Annotated in this window: 17 protein-coding genes; 6 read left to right on the top strand and 11 right to left on the bottom strand. The window is 69.2% G+C overall.

The genetic code is table 11. The features are described from left to right. Positions 1-57: 57 nt before the first annotated feature. Both lipB and EV147_RS14805 read right to left on the bottom strand, forming a co-directional pair. Positions 58-783, bottom strand: a complete 726-nt coding sequence (gene lipB / locus EV147_RS14810; RefSeq protein WP_130391970.1) for a lipoyl(octanoyl) transferase LipB — start codon at positions 781-783, stop codon at positions 58-60. Between the two features lie 112 nt (positions 784-895). Continuing rightward, positions 896-1,261, bottom strand: coding sequence for a DUF2917 domain-containing protein (locus EV147_RS14805; protein WP_130391969.1), 366 nt, complete (start codon positions 1,259-1,261; stop codon positions 896-898). Positions 1,262-1,454: 193 nt separating this feature from the next. Here EV147_RS14805 and EV147_RS14800 point away from each other — a divergent pair, with 193 nt between their 5' ends. Next, on the top strand, positions 1,455-2,411 hold the full coding sequence (locus EV147_RS14800) for a transcriptional regulator GcvA (RefSeq protein ID WP_130391968.1): 957 nt from the start codon (positions 1,455-1,457) through the stop codon (positions 2,409-2,411). Positions 2,412-2,463: 52 nt separating this feature from the next. Here the strand turns inward: EV147_RS14800 and xerC are convergent, their stop codons facing one another. The 7 genes from xerC to EV147_RS14765 form a co-directional block, all read right to left on the bottom strand. After that, positions 2,464-3,534 (bottom strand): tyrosine recombinase XerC, encoded by a 1,071-nt coding sequence (xerC, locus tag EV147_RS14795; RefSeq protein WP_130391967.1) that lies wholly within the window; start codon positions 3,532-3,534, stop codon positions 2,464-2,466. Between the two features lie 12 nt (positions 3,535-3,546). Beyond that, positions 3,547-4,218 (bottom strand): DUF484 family protein, encoded by a 672-nt coding sequence (locus tag EV147_RS14790; protein WP_130391966.1) that lies wholly within the window; start codon positions 4,216-4,218, stop codon positions 3,547-3,549. Positions 4,219-4,285: 67 nt separating this feature from the next. Further along, positions 4,286-5,428 carry a rod shape-determining protein RodA gene (gene rodA / locus EV147_RS14785; protein ID WP_130391965.1) on the bottom strand — a complete coding sequence of 381 codons (1,143 nt, stop codon included), beginning with the start codon at positions 5,426-5,428 and terminating at the stop codon, positions 4,286-4,288. A gap of 12 nt (positions 5,429-5,440) precedes the next feature. Continuing rightward, positions 5,441-7,804 (bottom strand): penicillin-binding protein 2, encoded by a 2,364-nt coding sequence (gene mrdA / locus EV147_RS14780; RefSeq protein WP_130391964.1) that lies wholly within the window; start codon positions 7,802-7,804, stop codon positions 5,441-5,443. A gap of 36 nt (positions 7,805-7,840) precedes the next feature. Then, entirely contained in the window at positions 7,841-8,353 is a 513-nt protein-coding gene (mreD, locus tag EV147_RS14775; protein WP_130391963.1) for a rod shape-determining protein MreD, read from the bottom strand. Beyond that, positions 8,350-9,339: a rod shape-determining protein MreC gene (mreC, locus tag EV147_RS14770; protein ID WP_130391962.1), complete on the bottom strand. Its 990-nt coding sequence runs from the start codon at positions 9,337-9,339 to the stop codon at positions 8,350-8,352. The genes mreD and mreC overlap by 4 nt, the downstream gene beginning before the upstream one ends. A 143-nt stretch (positions 9,340-9,482) precedes the next feature. After that, a complete protein-coding gene (locus EV147_RS14765) occupies positions 9,483-10,526 on the bottom strand; it encodes a rod shape-determining protein (protein ID WP_019450345.1) in 1,044 nt (347 codons plus the stop codon). A gap of 836 nt (positions 10,527-11,362) precedes the next feature. Between EV147_RS14765 and gatC the strand changes: the two genes are divergently transcribed. The 5 genes from gatC (at position 11,363) to gatB (ending at position 16,370) form a co-directional block, all read left to right on the top strand. Then, positions 11,363-11,662, top strand: a complete 300-nt coding sequence (gene gatC, locus EV147_RS14760) for an Asp-tRNA(Asn)/Glu-tRNA(Gln) amidotransferase subunit GatC (RefSeq protein WP_130391961.1) — start codon at positions 11,363-11,365, stop codon at positions 11,660-11,662. 65 nt (positions 11,663-11,727) lie between these two features. Further along, complete coding sequence (gene gatA, locus EV147_RS14755; RefSeq protein ID WP_130391960.1) at positions 11,728-13,227, top strand: Asp-tRNA(Asn)/Glu-tRNA(Gln) amidotransferase subunit GatA; 1,500 nt, start codon at positions 11,728-11,730, stop codon at positions 13,225-13,227. A 62-nt stretch (positions 13,228-13,289) separates the two neighbouring features. Continuing rightward, positions 13,290-13,736 (top strand): hypothetical protein, encoded by a 447-nt coding sequence (locus tag EV147_RS14750; RefSeq protein WP_130392222.1) that lies wholly within the window; start codon positions 13,290-13,292, stop codon positions 13,734-13,736. A gap of 27 nt (positions 13,737-13,763) precedes the next feature. After that, on the top strand, positions 13,764-14,843 hold the full coding sequence (locus tag EV147_RS14745; protein ID WP_130391959.1) for a dienelactone hydrolase family protein: 1,080 nt from the start codon (positions 13,764-13,766) through the stop codon (positions 14,841-14,843). Positions 14,844-14,915: 72 nt separating this feature from the next. Continuing rightward, positions 14,916-16,370, top strand: coding sequence for an Asp-tRNA(Asn)/Glu-tRNA(Gln) amidotransferase subunit GatB (gene gatB / locus EV147_RS14740; protein ID WP_130391958.1), 1,455 nt, complete (start codon positions 14,916-14,918; stop codon positions 16,368-16,370). A 63-nt stretch (positions 16,371-16,433) separates the two neighbouring features. Here the strand turns inward: gatB and EV147_RS14735 are convergent, their stop codons facing one another. Together EV147_RS14735 and EV147_RS14730 are read right to left on the bottom strand one after the other, a co-directional pair. Further along, a complete protein-coding gene (locus EV147_RS14735) occupies positions 16,434-17,657 on the bottom strand; it encodes a hypothetical protein (protein WP_198680257.1) in 1,224 nt (407 codons plus the stop codon). Positions 17,658-17,722: 65 nt separating this feature from the next. Then, complete coding sequence (locus EV147_RS14730; protein WP_130391956.1) at positions 17,723-18,940, bottom strand: hypothetical protein; 1,218 nt, start codon at positions 18,938-18,940, stop codon at positions 17,723-17,725. Positions 18,941-18,994 lie beyond the last annotated feature (54 nt).

Genomic DNA, 18,994 nt, shown 5'->3' with positions numbered 1-18,994 from the left:
CTCCGCACGCGCGGCCGCGTGCATGGGTGGCGTTGATACAGGGCCGGGCGTGCCATGTCAGGCGGCCTCGGCGGCGGCGTTCCCGGGGGCCTGGGCGCACTGCTCGCGCGCGGCCAGGACCTCGCACAGGGCCGCCGCCAGGCGGTGTGCGATTGCGGGTTGTTGTGCCGCGGTAACCGGCGATGGCTCCGCGCCGGCATCGTCCGCCTCCGTGAAGGAGGCGCCCGCGGTGGCCATGTCGACCGTTTCCAGCCCGGCATAGCCGCAGGGGTTGATGCGCAGGAACGGGTTCAAATCCATCTGCACGTTGAGGCTGACGCCGTGATAGCTGCAGCCATTGCGGATCTTCAGGCCGAGCGCGGCGATCTTGGCGCCCTGGTGCGGTCCATCGGACAGATAGATGCCAGGCGCGCCGGGCTTGCGTTCGGCTGCGAGATTATACGCCGCGAGCGTGTCCAGCACGGCTTGCTCGATGTCATTGACCAGCTCGCGCACCATCAGGCGGCGGCGGCGCAGGTCCAGCAGCAGATAGGCCACCACCTGGCCCGGACCGTGATAAGTGATCTGTCCGCCACGATCGATCTTGACGACCGGAATCGCCTCGTCCGGGGCCAGCAGGTGTGCGGGATCGCCGGCCTGGCCGAGCGTGTAGACCGGCGGATGCTCGACCAGCCAGATCTGGTCGGGGGTGTCGGCGGTACGGGCGGCGGTGAAGTCCCGCATCGCGTCGAAACAGGGCGCATACGGCTGGCGGCCCTGGTCGATGACTTGGATCGGATGCATGCCCGAGAGTGTAACGAAAAGGGCCGGCCTGCGCTGGGCAGGCCGGCCCCGGTGTCAGGGCTGGCGGTCGGACGGCGGCCACACCAGCCGGATGTGCCGCCGGGGGTCCGGATCAGGCTCGGACCTTGTCCTCCGCCGGCGTCCATTCGGTGCCTCGAACCAACCGCTTCCCGGCGCGCAACACCAGGTGGGGTACGTCGGCCAGCGTCAGGGCCGGGCGCCGGGCCTCGGCAATCAGCGCCAGCCGCACCGGGCCCGCCGCACGCGGATCGACGCTGAGCACCACTTCGTCACCGCGCCGCAGCAGCAGGCTGCTGCCGCAGCGCAGCCAGTAGTCTTCCGAATCATTCTCGCGGGTCACCCACAGATCGAGGCCTTTGGCATCTTCCACGAACAGGCGCTGGGCCGTGTGCAGCGACAGCGCGGTGACTTCGCCGGGGGATAGCGTGAAGACGGTCGTTGTGAGCAAGGCTTTCATGATGGCTTCTCCGTGAGTCCGGGGGCCGCCGTATTGTCGGAGTGGGCAGGACTGGCTTGGTGGTCAGACCAGAACAGTTCGGCGCGTTGTTTGGCGGGGTCCGGTGCATTGGATTCTAGTGATTGGCCCGGTGCCGTCAAAACGATATATATTATTGAGTCTTGTTAGCCAAACTCACATAAAGAGATAAATCATGGCGTGGAACGGTGGCTGGGAGCCCGATGACGTCCGCAACTGGAAGCGCGAATTCCCCCGCCTGCCGGCGCTGGCCGCGCTGCGCACCTTCGAGGCCGCCGCGCGCCACGAGAGCTTTTCCCGGGCTGCAGCCGAACTGTTCGTGACCCATGGCGCGGTCAGCCACCAGATCCGCGCGCTCGAAGAGGAGCTGGGCCAGCCGCTGTTCGAGCGGCGCGGCAAGCGCGTGGTGCTGACCGGCAGCGGCCGGCTCTACGCCGAGCGCGTGCGCGACGCACTGTTGCAGATTGCCGACGCCACGCGCGTGCTGCAGTCCGGCAACCGTGACAAGCGCCTGACCATCAGCACCATGCCGTCGTTTGCCGCGCGTTGGCTGACGCCGCGCATCGGCAGCTTCATCGAGCAGCATCCCGAACTGGAAGTGGAACTGCTGTCCTCGAACACGCTGGTCGATTTTTCCACCGAGGAGGTGGACGTGGCGCTGCGCATGGGCGCCGGCCAGTATCCGGGCCTCTACACCGAGCGGCTGGTCGAGGATGTGTTCTTCCCGGTCTGCAGCCCGGACTTCAACGGCGGACGCCTGCCCGAACAGCCCGCGCACATGGCCGGCATGCCGCTGCTGCGCGGCGAGGGCGACCCGTGGAAACCGTGGTTCGAGGCGGCCGGACTCGACTGGGCCGAGCCCACGCGCGGCCTGATGCTGCAGGATTCGTCGCTGCTGCTGCAGGCGGCGGCCGAGGGCCAGGGCGTGGCGCTGATCCGCTCGACGCTGGCCTACAACGACCTGCTGGCCGGGCGCGTGGTGCGGCTGTTCAACGTCAGTATCCCGTGCCCGTGGCTGCTCTACTTCGTCTCCACCCACGCCAGCCTCGAAAAACCCAAGGTGCAGGCGTTCCGGCAGTGGCTGCTGCCCGAGATGGAGCGCTTCAAGAACATCCTGTCGCAGTGGAAATAAGGGCAGCAGGAAGGCAGGCGGACGCTCCGCCTGCTCGCTGCCTGCTTGCCGCCTACGTGCCGCCTGCGTCCTCGTCTTCGTCCCCCTCCTCGTCCGGGCGCCTGGCAACCGGCGCCGCTGGCGGCTTGCGGCGCCCGGCGCGGGGATGGGCCTGGTCGTAGACCTTGGCCAGGTGCTGGAAATCGAGCGAGGTATAGACCTGCGTGGTGGCCACGCTGGCATGGCCGAGCATCTCCTGCACGGCGCGCAGGTCGCCCGACGACTGGAGCACGTGCGTGGCGAACGAATGACGCAGCATGTGCGGATGCACGTGGCTCGGCACGCCGGCGGCCAGCGCCTGCTGGCGGATGCGCTGTTGCACGGTGCTCGGCGCAATGCGCCGGCCGCGCGTGCCGAGGAACAGCGCGCTGGCATCGTCCGGGGAGGCATCGGGGCGCAGCAGGGTCTGGCGTACGTCAAGCCAGGCCCGCAGCGCCTCCACCGCCTTGCTGCCGACCGGCACCGAACGCCGCCGCGATCCCTTGCCGATGACGGTCACCTCGGCGCTGGCCAGGTCGAGCCAGCCGTCCGAACGGTGTTCGGCGGTTTCCGTATAGCGCAGGTCGAGCTGGATCAGTTCGGACAGCCGCAGCCCGCTGGAATAGAACAGCTCGAACATCGCCTGGTCGCGCACCGCCTCGGCGGTATCGCCGGTCCGATGCGCCACCAGCGCCACCGCATGCTCCACCGACAGCGCCTTGGGCAGCGGCTGGCCGCGCCGGGGTGCGCGCACGCCATCGACCGGATTGGCCGTGACGCCGTGCCCGTGCCGGGCGGCCCAGAGGTAGAAGCCGCGCCAGGCCGACAGCGTGCGGGCTATGGTGCGGGCGGACAGCCCGCCGCCATGCATGCGGGCGGCGAACGAGCGGATATGGCGGGTTTCGAGCGAGAGCAGCGGCACGCCGGCGGCCAGGCGCGTGGCGTGCTCCTGCAGCACGGCCAGGTCGTGGCCGTAACTCGTCAGTGTGTGGTCGGCCAGCTTGCGGTTGGTGGCCAGCCAGTCGAGGTAGCGAACAACCAGCGGGTCAGGCGCCGGCTTCGGGGAGTCGGCCTCGGCGGCACCTTCGTTGCGCTGGCGGCCCATGGCGCGGGAGGATCAGTCGCGCAGGCGGTTCAGCGCGGCACCCGCCACTTCGCCGATCTGGGCCAGATAGGCCGTACCCATGCCCTCGTGGAAGCGGCGCGTCTCGGGCGAACCCAGCACCAGCAGGCCGAATGCCGGGCCGGCACCTTCCTCGCCCGCCCGGGCCGGCGCGCGCAGCGTGACCATGGCCAGCGAGGCGATATCGTCGCGTTCGAGCAGCGCGGCGGCCTCGAAGCCGCTGTTCGGGCCGCAGTACGGGGCGCGCAGGCCCTCGGCGAACAGCCGCAGGTCGTCGCTGGCGGCCTGGGCCACTTCCATGTGCGCGAAGTTCTCGCCCACGGCCCACAGGCGCAGGGCCACCGCGGGCACGTCGAACACCTGCTGCAGGCCGTCCTGCACCGCGTACGGCAGTGCGTGCGAATCGGCCTCGGCCAGCAGGCGCAGTTGCCAGTCATGCAGGCGCTGCTGGGTGCGGTCGTTCTCGTGGCCGTGGCGCACCAGATCGGCCAGCTTCAGCTCCAGGCCCTTGTTCTTCTCGCGCAGGATTTCCATCTGGCGCTCCTGCAGCGAGACCGCGCGGTGGCTGTGCGGGCTGGTCAGCTGCACCGTGGCCAACAGCTCGGCGTGGTCCTCGAAGAACTGCGGGTTGCTCTGCAGGTAGGCGGCGACGTCTTGGGCGTTCATAGGCTTCTACGGATACCGATCGAATTCGTATTTTTGCGATGCGCAGTGTAGCAAAGTGACCTGGGCGTCAGGTCTGGATCAGCCGCTTCTGCCGGGAAATGCTCATCAGGATGCCGATGCCCATGCCCAGCGTCACCAGCGCCGTGCCGCCATAGCTCAGCAGCGGCAGCGGCACGCCCACCACGGGCAGGATGCCGCTCACCATCCCCATGTTCACGAACGCATAGGTGAAGAAGATCAGCGTGATCGCCCCGGCCAGCAGCCGCGAGAACAATGTCGGCGCGTTGGCGGCAATATAAAGCCCCCGGAAGATCAGCAGCAGGAACAGCAGCAGCAGCACGGCGTTGCCGATCAGCCCGAATTCCTCCGAGTACACCGCGAAAATGAAGTCGGTGTGCTTCTCCGGGATGAACTCCAGGTGCGTCTGCGTGCCCTTGAGCCAGCCCTTGCCGGTTACCCCGCCCGAGCCGATCGCAATGATCGACTGGATCGTGTGGAAGCCCTTGCCGAGCGGATCGGTAGTCGGGTCCAGCAGCGTGCAGACCCGGTGCTGCTGGTAGTCGTGCAGCACGGGCCAGTTCACGCCGGGCTTGCAGATGTCGGCCTCGTAGGCCACCAGCAGCGAGATCGCCACCACGCCGATGCCGAGCAGCGGCAGGATGATCTTCCACGACAGCCCCGCGAAATAGATCACGTACAGGCCGGCGGCCAGCACCAGCAGGCCGGTGCCGAGGTCGGGCTGCTTGGCGATCAGGCCCACCGGGATGCCCAGGATCACCAGCGCCACGATGAAGTCGAACCACCGGATCACGCCTTCGCGCTTCTGGAAATACCACGCCAGCATCAGCGGCATCGAGATCTTCATGATCTCGGACGGCTGGATCACCATGCCCACGTTGAGCCAGCGCCGCGCGCCCTTGCGGATCAGGCCGAACATCGCCACCGCGATCAGCAGTGCCACGCCCACCGTGTAGAGCGGCACCGCGATCCGCATCAGCAACTGGGTCGGCATGTAGGCAATCACGATCATCACCGCGTACGACAGCAGGATGTTGCGCAACTGGTCTTCCACGCGGCCCGGCATGTCGATGGCGGCCGAGTAGAGCGCCACGATGCCGGTGGCGAACAGCAGGAAGACGATCAGGGCCAGCGGCTTGTCGAAGCCGGTCAGGGCGGTGCGGATCGTCGAGATGACGCGGCGTTTGTCCATGGCGCGCCTCCTTTACTGTGTGGCGTTGTTGCGGCTCGCGCCGGTGTCCGCCACGTTGGCGGGCTTGACCGGGCGTGCACGCGGCTTGGGTGCCGGCGCGGAGGCCGCGGCCGGGGTGGCCTTGGCCGGAGCCTGCGGTGCCGGCGCCGGCTTGCTGTGGCCCAGCGCCTGCAGCATGCGGGCATCGAGCGTGGCCACAGCCGAGGCCGGCGCAATGGCGGCCGGGTCGAGCTGGGCGGCAATCGTGTCAGACGCCGAGCGTGCCGCCGGCACCGATCCGGCAGCCACCGTGCTGGCCGCGCCCGGTGCGCTGGCCCCGGCCGCCGACGCCTCGGCCACCGCTACAGGTGCCGTTTGCATCACCGTGGCCGATGCCGCGTTGGCCGTCAGGCCCGTCGTGAACACGCTCGGCGTATCCACGGGCGGCCGGCCGCCGGCGCGCTCGCGCTCCTCGGGCGGCGGCGCGCTGGCCTGCAGGTCTTCGGGCCACTTGCGCAGCAGGTAGTAGTCCATCACCTTGCGCGCGATCGGGGCCGCCACCGCCGCGCCGAAGCCGGCGTTCTCGACGATCAGCGCCAGCGCGATCTTGGGCTTGTCCGCGGGCGCGAAGGCCGTGTAGAGCGAGTGGTCGCGCTTGCGCTCTTCCAGCGCGTGGTGGTTGTACTTCTCGCCCTTGGCCAGCGTGTAGGTCTGCGCCGTGCCGGTCTTGCCGGCCGATTCGTACGCCGCGCCCGCGAACACGCGCGCCGCCGTGCCATTGTGGGTCACCGCCACCATGGCCTTCTTGATCACGTCGATATCAGACTGCTTGAACGGCAGCCGGTAGCTTTCCTTGGGCACGGTCAGCGTGCGCTGGCGCGTGACCGAGTTCTCCACCGCCTTGACCAGGTGGGGCTTCATCGCCGCGCCGTTGTTGACGATGATCGACACCGCGTTGGCCAGTTGCAGGATCGTGAAACTGTTGTAGCCCTGCCCGATCCCGAGCGAGATCGTCTCGCCGTCGTACCACTTCTGCTGCTCGGGCTTGCGGTACGCCTTGCGCTTCCAGTCGGTGGACGGCAGGATGCCGCGGCTTTCGCCCTCGATGTCGATGCCGGTGATCTGGCCGAAGCCCAGCGGCTTCATGAAATCGTGGATCGCATTGACGCCCATGTCGCGCGCCAGTGCGTAGTAATAGGTATCGCAGGACTGGACGATGGACGTCTGCATGTCCACCCACCCGTGGCCGCCCGGCTTGTCGTCGCGGAACGTGTGGTTGCCGAGCGTGAAGAAGCCCGGGTCGTGCATGCCCCATGCCGCCGTACGCTTGCCCGTGGTCAGCGCCGCCAGCGCCATGAACGGCTTGTAGGTGGAGCCCGGCGGATAGGTGCCGCGCAGCGGACGGTTCAGCAGCGGCTTGTCGGGCGAGTTGTTCAGCTCGTCCCAGGTCTTCGAGTCGATCCCTTCGACGAACAGGTTCGGGTCGTAGGTCGGCTTCGAGACGAAGGCCAGGATGTCACCCGTTTCCGGCTCGATTGCCACCAGCGCGCCCCGGCGGTCGCCGAATAGCTGTTCCGCCAATTGCTGGAGCCGGATGTCGAGCGACAGGATCAGGTTGTTGCCGGGCGTGGCCGGCGAGGTGGACAGCGTGCGGATGGGCCGCCCGCCCGCGCTGACTTCCACTTCCTCGAAACCGGTCAGGCCGTGCAGTTCGTACTCGTAGCTCTGCTCCAGCCCGATCTTGCCGATGTAGTTGGTGCCCTTGTAGTTGTCGGCGTCCTTGCGCGGGTCGTACTTCGCGCCCTCGGCGTCGTTGGCCTCGTCGGTGGCCTCGATCCGTTCCTGGTCGCGCTGCGAGATCCGGCCGATGTAGCCCACCACATGGCTGGCCGATTCGCCCAGCGGATACTGGCGGAACAGCCGCGCGCGCACGTCCACGCCCGGAAAGCGGAAGCGCTGGGCCGAGAACTTGGCCACTTCCTCGTCGGTCAGCTGGCTGCGCAGCGGCAGGCTCTCGAAGCTGCGCGATTCCTCCATCAGCCGCTTGAAGCGGCGGCGGTCGCGCGGCTGGATGTCCACCAGCCCCGACAGCGCCTCGATCGTGTTGTCGAGCGTGTCGGTCAGCTTGGACGGCGTGATTTCGAGCGTGTACGCGGAGTAGTTGCGCGCCAGCACCACGCCGTTGCGGTCCATGATGATGCCGCGGTTGGGCTCGATCGGCGCCACGGAGATGCGGTTGTCCTCGGCCTTGGCCGAGTACTGGTCATGCTTGTACCACTGCAGCCACAGGAAGCGGGAGAACAGCAGGCCAAAGCAGATGACCGTGAACAGGGCGGCAGCCGCCACGCGGATGCGGAAGCGGCCGATTTCCAGTTCGACGTTGCGGATTTCGGTCATGGCGGTACTGCGCGCGGCGGTCTCAGGAGGTGGGGGCTAGATCGGACGCGTCTCGTCGACGTCGTTCGACCGGCGTTGCGGCGCCAGCAGCAGCGCGGTGGCCATCGGCCACAGCACCGCCTCGATCACGGGCGCCACCAGCAGCGGCCAGCCCGGCAGCGGCGCACCCATGGCCAGCCGGATCACCACCGGCACCGCATGGGCGATGAACAGCAGCGGCAGCACATGCAGCGCCTGCGTGTAGACCGAGAACCACAGCACGCGGCGATGGATCGTGATGGCAAAGTAGGCCAGCAGCGTGTAGGCCATGGCGTGCTCGCCCAGCAGCCGGGCGTCGTGCACATCCATCAGCAGACCTAGTAAAAACGCCACGCCCATGCCCACCTTGCGCGGCTGGTGGATGTTCCAGAACACCAGCACCAGCGCCACCATGTCCGGGATCCACAGCGTGGTGCCCCACGGCATCAGGTTGAACAGGAACGCCAGCACGAAGGTCAGCGCGATGAAGATGGGGTTGACCGGGCGCAGCAGGTATTGGGACGTCGTCACTGGGCGGACTCCGGAGATTTCTGCTTGTCGGCCTTCTCGGCCTTGTCAGCCTTGTCGGCGGCCTTCTGCTCCGCCCCGGCCCGCGCGGCGGCCGAACGGGCGCCCTTCTCGGCCTTGACCGGCGTGCTGGCTTCTTCCGGACGCGGCGCCAGCCCCGACTCGTAGCGCACCACCAGCAATTGCCGGTGCGAGCGCACGCCCGCCACCGGCTCGCAGTAGACCCGCGAGAACGCGGTATCGGCCTTGCGCTCGATCTGGACGATCTTCGCCACCGGCAGGCCCGGCGGATACGTGCCATCCAGCCCCGACGTGACCAGCAGGTCACCCTGCTGCAGGTCGGCCGAGGCGGCCATGAAACGCAGGTCCAGCAGGCCGGCGCGCGAGCCGCCAAAGGCCACGCTGCGCAGCCCGTTGCGCACCACCTGCACCGGAATGGCCTGGTCCTTGTCGGTCAGCAGCGTCACTTCGGACTGGAACGGCGACACGCGCGTCAGCTGGCCGATCACGCCGCGTTCGTCGATCACCGGATAGCCGGCGCGCAGGCCGTGCGAGCTGCCACGGTCGATCACGATGCGCTGGCTGTACGGGTCGCGGGCGTCGTAGAGGATTTCGGCGGCCGTGACCGGCGTGGCCGACTGCTGTTCGAGGTTCAGCAGCTTGCGCAGCTGGCCGTTCTCGGCCTCCAGCTGGGCCTGGCGCACGGCCGCGTTGGCCTGCTCCACGGCACTGCGGCGCAGTTCGCGGTTCTCGGTGGCCAGCGTGACGGACGACTGGGCGTAGTCGAACACGCCGCGCAGCGCGTCGCGCGGCACCAGCACGAGCCGTTCCACCGGCATCAGCACGGTGGCGGCCACCTGGCGCGCGATGCGCATGGCGTCGAAGCGCGCGTCGACGATCAGCAGCGCCAGCGCGATCGCCACGAAGACGACCAGGCGCGCAACGGCCGATGTGCCTTGCTTGAAGAGCGGCGGTGGAGAGTAATCCATTTACCGGGGCGCGGGCGAAACCATTCCGCCAGCGCGTCCCAGCGGCCCGGAAAGGGCACGCCGGAACGGGCTGGCGGGGGAAGACATCAGGGAGTGGAGAGGGGCGGCGACGCTAAGCACCACGTGGCGCCCCCGGCCTCGTGTTACTCGTACGAGAAAATGCTGCCGAGCTTGTCCATGCGTTCCAGCGCCATGCCCGAGCCGCGCACCACGCAGGTCAGCGGATCTTCGGCCACCAGCACCGGCAGGCCCGTTTCCTCGGCCAGCAGGCGGTCCAGGTCGCGCAGCAGCGCGCCGCCACCGGTCAGCATCATGCCGCGCTCGGCGATGTCGGCGCCCAGTTCCGGCGGGGTCTGTTCCAGCGCGATCTTCACGGCCGAGACGATCTGGTTCAGCGGATCGGTCAGCGCTTCGAGGATTTCGTTCGACGACACCGTGAACGCACGCGGGATGCCTTCGGACAGGTTGCGGCCCTTGACTTCCATCTCGCGCACTTCGGAACCCGGGAAGGCCGAGCCGATTTCCTTCTTGATCGCTTCGGCGGTCTGCTCGCCGATCAGCATGCCGTAGTTGCGGCGGATGTAGTTGACGATGGCCTCGTCGAACTTGTCGCCACCCACGCGCACCGAACCCTTGTAGACCATGCCGCCCAGCGAGATGATGCCCACCTCGGTGGTGCCGCCGCCGATATCGACGACCATCGAGCCCGACGGCTCCGACACCGGCAGGCCCGCGCCGATCGCGGCCGACATCGGCTCCTCGATCAGGTACACCTGGCTGGCGCCGGCGCCCAGCGCCGATTCACGGATGGCGCGGCGCTCGACCTGGGTCGAGCCGCAGGGCACGCAGATGATGATGCGCGGGCTCGGACGCAGCAGCTTGGTGTCGTGCACCATCTTGATGAACTGCTTGAGCATCTGCTCGGTCACGGTGAAGTCGGCGATCACGCCGTCCTTCATCGGGCGGATGGCCTCGATGTTGCCCGGCACCTTGCCCAGCATCTGCTTGGCTTCCTTGCCCACCGCCGTGATCGTCTTCTTGGCGTTGGGGCCGCCTTCCTGACGGATCGCCACGACCGACGGCTCGTCCAGGACGATGCCCTTGTCGCGCATGTAGATCAGGGTGTTGGCGGTGCCCAGGTCGATGGCCAGGTCGTTGGAGAAATAGCTACGGAGAAATCCGAACATCAGGAATCCTGTCTTCTGTTGGTTCGCGGGTATGCGAAGCGGCCGGCGCCGCGCGCGGCCCGGCCATGAATACGTTTGCGAGGGTGATGGTTCACGGCCCCCAAGGTGCGGGCGGCACTTGCCAGCCCGGCCCCGGCACGCCCCGTTGCCATCGGGACGGCAAGCCCCGGGCACCTGCGGCGATCCGCGCGCCGGCGTGACCTGCACGCCGGACCTACGGGAACCTTTGATTAAACTCTGCGCGAAAGTTCGCCGCCAGCGGGCCAGCCAGGCAAAAAAGCCTGACGATGCAGAAGCCTAATCGGAGGAACCTGTTCGTTACGACTGAAAAAACGATGAAAACCGGCCGTTAATCCGCGGGCCAGCCATGGAGCAGGCACTCTACTGTTGCGTACTGTTGCAAGTCCGCGACGCCGGGCCATCCGAGGCGCCGGAATCCGCACTGGCCGGGCCGCCCGGGCGCCGGCTTCGGAATGCCGTCGCTGTGCCGGTCGCGCCACCGCCCGCCCGCCTTGCCGCAACCCAAGTGGAGAGTGCGCTGCGGGAAGACTGCAGCGCGTAATGATACCTTATAATTCACGCTGTTTCGGGGCGTTCGGGCCCTGAAAAACTTGTAACTTCGACGATCCTGGGGTGTCTCCCGGGCGCACCCGTCCGGCACGCCGTGGCCTCCGCCATGCTGGCCGGCGCATGACGCCCTTCCGGCACCCCGACGGCCGTCCGGACGTGGCAAGGTGACCGCCGGCCTCCTGCCCGCGCTCCCGCCGCGCCGGCGCGGCCGCAACACCTCCGGTCCTCCGTGACCGAACCGGGCGCTTCCGGCGCCGCACCAAGCCATGGCTCTCGAACTTTCCGACGTCAAGCGCATCGCGCACCTGGCCCGCATCGAAACCACCGATGACGAGGCCGCCCAGACGCTTGTCCAGCTGAACAATTTCTTCTCCCTCGTCGAACAGATGCAGGCCGTGGACACCACCGGCATCGAGCCGCTGGCCCACCCGCTCTCGGCCGTGCGCGACATCGCCCAGCGCCTGCGCGACGACGCCGTGACCGAGGCCGACCGCCGCGCCGACTACCAGCGCCCGGCCCCGGCCACCGAGAACGGCCTCTACCTCGTGCCGAAGGTCATCGAGTGACGCACGCGCCGGCGCCCCGCGCCCCGCGCCCGTCCGTCCCCCATCCAGACGCCATCTGACCCGACATGACCTTTTCCGCTGATTCCGTGACTTCCCTGCGCCAGATCGCCGACGCGCTGGCCGCGCGTACCGTCTCCGCCGAGGAACTCGCGCGCGACTACCTGGCCCGCATCGACGCCGCCAGACACCTCAACGCCTTCGTCGACGTCAATCCGGACCTGACGCTGGCCCAGGCCCGCGCCGCCGACGAGCGCCGCGCCAACGGCCAGGCCGCCCCGCTGACCGGCGTGCCGGTTGCCCACAAGGACGTCTTCGTGACGCGCGGCTGGAAGTCCACCGCCGGCTCGAAGATGCTGGCCGGCTACGAGAGCCCGTTCGACGCCACCGTGGTGGCGCGCCTGGGCGCCGCCGGCATGGTGACGCTGGGCAAGACCAACATGGACGAGTTTGCGATGGGTTCGTCCAACGAGAACTCGTACCAGGGCGTGGTGCGCAACCCGTGGGACAACAACCGCGTGCCGGGCGGCTCGTCGGGCGGCTCGGCTGCCGCCGTGGCCGCCGGCCTGGCGCCGGCCGCCACCGGCACCGATACCGGCGGCTCGATCCGCCAGCCGGCCTCGTTCTCGGGCATCACCGGCATCAAGCCGACCTACGGCCGCGTGTCGCGCTTCGGCATGATCGCGTTTGCGTCGTCGCTGGACCAGGGCGGCCCGCTGGCCCATACGGCCGAGGACTGCGCGCTGCTGCTCAACGCGATGGCCGGCTTCGACCCGAAGGATTCCACGAGCCTGGCGCCCGAGCAGGGCGGCGTGGACGAGGACTTCACGCGCCTGCTGGGCCAGCCGCGCGCCGGCGCCAGCGCCGCGCAGCCGCTGGCCGGCCTGCGCATCGGCCTGCCGCGCGAGTACTTCGGCAAGGGGCTCTCCGCCGACGTGGAGAAGGCCGTGCGCGCCGCGCTGGCCGAGTACGAGAAGCTGGGCGCCACGCTGGTGGACGTCTCGCTGCCCAAGACCGAGCTGTCGATCCCGGTGTACTACATCATCGCGCCGGCCGAGGCTTCGTCGAACCTGTCGCGCTTCGACGGCGTGCGCTACGGCCACCGCGCCGCCGAGTACCGCGACCTGCTCGACATGTACAAGAAGAGCCGGGCCGAGGGCTTCGGCACCGAGGTCAAGCGCCGCATCATGGTGGGCACGTACGTGCTCTCGCACGGCTACTACGACGCCTACTACCTGCAGGCGCAGAAGATCCGCCGCATCATCGCCGACGATTTCCAGCGCGCGTTCGCCGAGTGCGACGTGATCATGGGCCCGGTGGCGCCGAGCGTGGCGTGGAAGCTCGGCGAGAAGACCGCCGACCCGGTGCAGATGTACCTGGCCGATATCTTCACGCTGTCCACCAGCCTGGCCGGCCTGCCCGGCATGAGCGTGCCGGCCGGCTTCGGCGAGGGCAACATGCCCGTGGGCCTGCAGATGATCGGCAACTACTTCGACGAAGCGCGCCTGCTGCAGGTGGCCCATGCGTTCCAGCAGGCCACCGACTGGCACCTGCGCCGCCCGGCCTGAGCGCCGCCCTCCGAGCCATGACGCGCCTTTCCACCCTCTCCGCCGTTTTTCGTAGAAATACGATGTCGGCCCGGCTCGTGGCCGCGCTGCTGCTGACGGTCACGCTGGCCGGCTGCCAGATTCCGTTCATGGGCCGCTCCACGCCCATCGCGGCACGCGATATCGACCTCGTGGGCGACTGCCGCCGCACCGAGGACGACGGCTTCCGGGAAGACGCGCAGCTGCGCGTGGTGGACAACACCGTGCAGCAGCTGCAGTGGAAGCTGTGGGTCGGCAAGCGCGGCTCGTGCAGCTTCAACCTGGCCGAGTTCCGCCAGGTCCGCAAGACGCCGCACATCGAACTGCGCGCCAATGACGGCAGCGCGTGCAAGCTGATGGTCTGGCAGGACCCCCGGCGTATCACGCTGGCCCACGCCGGCTGCCAGGCGCGCTGCACGCCGGGCATCTACGAGGAAGCCTGGCCCGTGATGTTCGAGCCGGGCACCGGCGCCTGCGCGTCCACGCGCTGACCGCCCTCGCCGCCATCCATCGCCACCATGCCGCGCCAGCTTCCGCCCTCGCCCGCCACCCCGCCGACGATTCCGTCCCCGGCGGGACGCTGGCTGCGCGGCGCGCTGGCCGTGCTGGCCATCGGCGTGGCGCTGACGCCGACCGCACCGGCCCAGCCGGCCGTGTCGATGGCACCGGTCACGCCGCCGACGCCGCTGACAGCGCCCGTCGACGGCGCCGCCTCGGTATCGGCATCGGTATCGGCATCGGCCGAGCCCGCCGTGACGCTGGTACGCCTGCCCGCCGAACCGGGCATGCCGGCGCTGACCGCCTACTGGTTCACGCCGCGCGAGGGTTCGCTGGCGCGCAGCCAGCCGCTGCCCGTGGTGGTGGCGCTGCACGGCTGCGGCGGGCTGGTGGACATGCGCGTGGCGGCGAAGCGCGCCGGCACCATCGAGGAAGTGATCGACCCGGCCGCCGCGCTGCAGAGCCGCTACCGCGAGTACGCCCACTGGCTCACCGAGCGCGGGTATGCGGTGCTGATGCCCGACAGCTTCAGCCCGCGCGGCAAGGCGCAGGGCATCTGCACCGAGGCGCTCGACGCCCGCGCGATCGATGACCGCACGCGCCGCGCCGACGCGTTGGCGGCGCTGCGCTGGGTGGCAAGGCAACCGATCATCGACACGCGCCGCATCGTGCTGCTGGGCTGGTCCAACGGCGCGCAGGCGGTGCTGGCGACGATCGACGCCAGCCGCCCGTGGCCGTCCGGCACGCCCACGGTGGATCGTGCCGTGGCGTTCTACCCCGGCTGCAAGCGCGCGGTGCAGCAGCACGACTTCCGGCTGCGCACGCCGCTGCTGCTGCTGATCGGCGGCGCCGACGACTGGACGCCCGCCACGCGCTGCGCGATGCTCCAGAACGCGGTGCAGTCCCGCCAGCCCGGCGCGCGCTTCCGGCTGGAGATCTACCCCGGTGCGTACCACGGCTTCGACGGCACCAGCGAACTTCACGTGCGGCGCGACATCGCCGCACGCCACGGCACCGGCGTGACCGTGGGCGGCGATGCCGTGGCCCGCGTGGCCGCCCTCGCCCAGCTCGACTCCTGGCTCGCGAGCCCCGATCCCTGACACCGGGGTTGGAAGCGACGACGCCCGGCACCAGATACTTAGATACAGCAAGACTCAAACAGGAATACCGCCATGCAATGGGAAGTGGTGATCGGCCTGGAGACGCATACGCAGCTCTCCACGGCCTCCAAGATTTTCTCCGGCACCTCCACCGCGTTCGGGGCCGAGCCCAACACGCAGGCCTCGCCCGTGGACCTGGCGCTGCCGGGCGTGCTGCCCGTGCTGAACAAGGGCGCGGTCGAGCGGGCCATCCAGTTCGGCCTGGCCATCGACGCCACGATTGCGCCGCGCAGCATCTTCGCGCGCAAGAACTACTTCTACCCCGACCTGCCGAAGGGCTACCAGATCAGCCAGTACGAGATCCCGGTGGTGCAAGGCGGCAAGATCACGATCCAGGTGGAAGGCAAGCAGGGCGTCTACGAGAAGACCGTCAACCTGACGCGCGCCCATCTTGAGGAAGACGCCGGCAAATCGCTGCACGAGGACTTCGCCGGCATGACCGGCATCGACCTGAACCGCGCCGGCACGCCGCTGCTGGAAATCGTGACCGAGCCCGAGATGCGCAGCTCGGCCGAGGCCGTGGCCTACGCCAGGGCGCTGCACTCGCTGGTGGTCTGGCTCGGCATCTGCGACGGCAACATGCAGGAAGGCAGCTTCCGCTGCGACGCCAACGTCTCCGTGCGCCCGGTGGGCCAGGAGAAGTTCGGCACGCGCCGCGAGATCAAGAACCTGAACTCGTTCCGCTTCCTGCAGCAGGCCATCGACTACGAAGTGCAATGGCAGATTGCTGAAATCGAGGACGGCCGCGAGATCGTGCAGGCCACCGTGCTGTTCGACCCCGACACCGGCGAGACGCGTGCGATGCGCACCAAGGAAGACGCGCACGACTACCGTTACTTCCCCGACCCGGACCTGATGCCGCTGGAAATCGACGCGGCCTGGGTCGAGCGCGTGCGCGGCGCGCTGCCCGAACTGCCGGCGGCGATGCAGGCGCGTTTTGTCTCGCAATACGGGCTGTCGGCCTACGACGCCAGCACGCTGACCGCCACCAAGGCCCAGGCCGCCTACTTCGAGGCCGTGGTCGCAGAGGTGGGCGCCGCCAGCGCCAAGCCCGCCGCCAACTGGCTGATGGGCGATGTGGCGTCGCAACTGAACCGCGACGGCATCTCGATCGAGGCGGCCCCGGTGAGCCCGGCCAAATTGGCGAAACTGCTATCCCGCATCGCCGATGGCACGGTCTCGAACAACACGGCCAAGAAGGATGTGTTCCCGGCAATGTGGGCCGGCGAGTCCGATGGCGACGCCGACGCGATCATCGCCGCCAAGGGCCTGAAGCAGATGTCCGACACCGGCGAGCTGGAGAAGATCATCGACGACGTGCTGGCCGCCAACGCCAAGTCGGTCGAGGAGTTCCGTGCCGGCAAGGAAAAGGCGTTCAACGCGCTGGTGGGCCAGGCCATGAAGGCCACCAAGGGCAAGGCCAACCCGGCGCAGGTCAACGAACTGCTGAAGAAAAAACTGGGCTGACCGGCGTCTTCCGTCACCCGGCATCGTAAAACGGCCACGCTTCGCGCGTGGCCGTTTTACTTGTCAGTCACAGCCTTCCAGCCGCGCGATGCGGGCTTCGAGCCGGTCCAGCAGGCGCTCACCGGTGTCCATTTCGCGTTCGAGGGCATCCACCTGACTGCTCAGCCGCCGGGCCAGTTCGCCGAGTTGCCGGTTGGTGGCGTGGAGCTGGCTGCCGTTGATGGCGTCGGTACTGGTGGCCGACACCGCACCGGCGCGCATGTAGATGATGGCGCGTTGGCTCTGGGCGCTGCCGACCGACACCGTATCGTCGCGGTCAGCCACGCTGCTTTCGCCCAGCGCCACGCTGCGTGCGCCGGTGGCCGAGCTGTACGGCCCCAGCGCCATGGCGCGCGCGGCGGTGGCCGTGGCCTCGATGCCCATCGCCACGGACCCGACACCGGACGCCACCGCATTCACGGCCAGCGCCACGGCATCGTAGCCGCTGGCATGGGCGCCATGACCCACCGCAATCGCGTTGTTCTCGCCGCTGGCCACCGCGTCGGCGCCCACGGCGATGTTGGCGCCGCCCGAGGCCCGCGCGCCGGGGCCCGCGCTGACGCTCTGCCCCGGCCCGGTCGGATTCGCGGTACTGCTTCCCACCCGGAAGTAGATGCTGTCGGCGGTGTTGTCCACCACGTTGCCGATGGCGGCGGACAGTTCGGCGAGGTGCGTGTCCGTGGCGTGCAACTGGCTGCCGTTGATGGCGTCGGTGCTGGCGGCGGAGACCTCTCCGGGGGCAACGTGCCGGATCACGCGCTGCAGGTCATCGTTGCCGACCGACACCACATGGTCGGCGGAGGCGCTGCTGTGGGCGCCCAACGCAACGCTGCCCTGGCCCGTGACGGTGCTCTCCCGGCCCAGCGCCACGGCGCCCTCGATCAGGCCGGCGGCCCGGCTGCCCAGCGCCACACTGTTGACGCCGGACGATTCCGCCAGATAGCCGAAGGCGAGGCTGTTGTTGCCGAACGCCTTGACCGTGGAGCCGATGGCCACGGCGCCCGCATTGCCGCTGCTGGCGAGCATGCCCACCGACAGGGCGTCGCCCGGGCCGGACGTTGTGGCATTGAGGCCGATTGCCAGGCTGTTGTTCCCATCCGCGACCGCACGCGGCCCGATGGCCACGCTGTCCCGGCCGTTGGCGGTGGCGTCGTCTGCCGAGCTGTTGGCCCGGAAGTAGGTGGTGCCGGTCTGGGCCAGCGCCGCCTGCTCGTCGTCCGCGCGGCCCGTCTGTGCTGTCTCTGTCATGTTGCTGCTCCATGGGTTGGCCCGCAGCGGCGGCTGTCGGGCGGGGTCCGTCATGCCGAATTGCCTCAGCGCGCCGCCTCCAATGCCACGAGCCGCCTGAACAGCGCCTCGCGGCGTTGCCGGCTGGCGGCCAGGCTGCCGCGCAGTGTGTCCACGCGCTGCGCCAGCGTGCCGGCCAGCGACTGAAGCTGCTGGTTGATCGCATGCAGTTGGGCGCCGGTCACGGCCTCGGTGCTCGTGGCCGAGATCACGCCGGCGCGCGCCGACGTGACGATGCGCTGGCGTTGCGCGCTGCCTGCCGAGACCGCATCGGCATGGTCAGCCGTACTGCTCTCGCCCAGCGCCACGCTGCGCGCGCTCCGGACCAGGGTATGGGCGCCGAGTGCCACGGTCCGGGTCGTGCCGGCCTGCGCCGAGAGGCCGAGCGCCACGCCGGCCGTCAACCCTGCCTGCGCCCTGGCGCCCACTGCCACGGTGTAGTACGCCGCAGCCAGCGCGCCCGGCCCCAGCGCCAGCGCGTTGTGCGACGCGCTGGCAACCGCCCCGGCCCCGACCGCGATGTCCGCTCCGGCGGCTGCCCGGGCAGCAGGCCCCATGCTGACCATCGTCGCCCCGGACGATGCATTGGCCGCCTCCGAGCCCACCTGGAAGTAGGCGGCGGACGCGGCGGCAGCTTTCACGGCGTCGGCGTCGGCCGAGAGCGCGGCCACCTGCACCCGCGTGGCATGCAGCTGGCTGCCGGTGACCACCTCGGTGCTGCTCGCCGACCTCGCGCCGGGGGCGACGTGGACGATGGCGCGCTGCAGCGCAGCGTCGCCAAGCGAGACCACATAGTCGGCTTCTGCCCGGCTCTGCGAACCCAATGCCACACTGCCTTCGGCCGACGCCACGGCGGCTGCCCCGAGCGCGACTGACTCCCTGCCGTGCGCCACGGATCTGGCACCCGCCGCCACGCCGCCGAAATCGATGGATTCGGCCCGGTAGCCGAAGGCAAGGCTGTTGCCACCCACTGCCCGCGCGCTGGCGCCGATTGCCACGGTGCCGCTGGACGAGGCACTCGCGCCGTAGCCCAGCGCGATGGTGTCCGGCGCCGCGGCGTGGGCATCGAGGCCCAGCGCCAGCGCGCCCTGGCTGTCGGCTACCGCGCGCGGGGCGGCGGCCACGCTGTTGGGCCCGGTCGCCGACGCATCGGCCGCGGTGCTGTTGGCCCGGAAATAGGTGATGCCGGCCTGGAGCGGCGCTGCGGTGAACGCGTCGCCGGGAACCTCTACATGCTCTGTCATGGGAGTCTCCATGGAGGATGCGCCCGCGCAGCGCGGCGCGGCGCGGGCGATGAC

The sequence above is a fragment of the Cupriavidus agavae genome (genome assembly GCF_004217045.1).
Lineage (GTDB): Bacteria > Pseudomonadota > Gammaproteobacteria > Burkholderiales > Burkholderiaceae > Cupriavidus > Cupriavidus agavae.
Note: the sequence above shows the minus strand (reverse complement) of the source record. Positions and strands in the feature narration are given on the sequence as shown.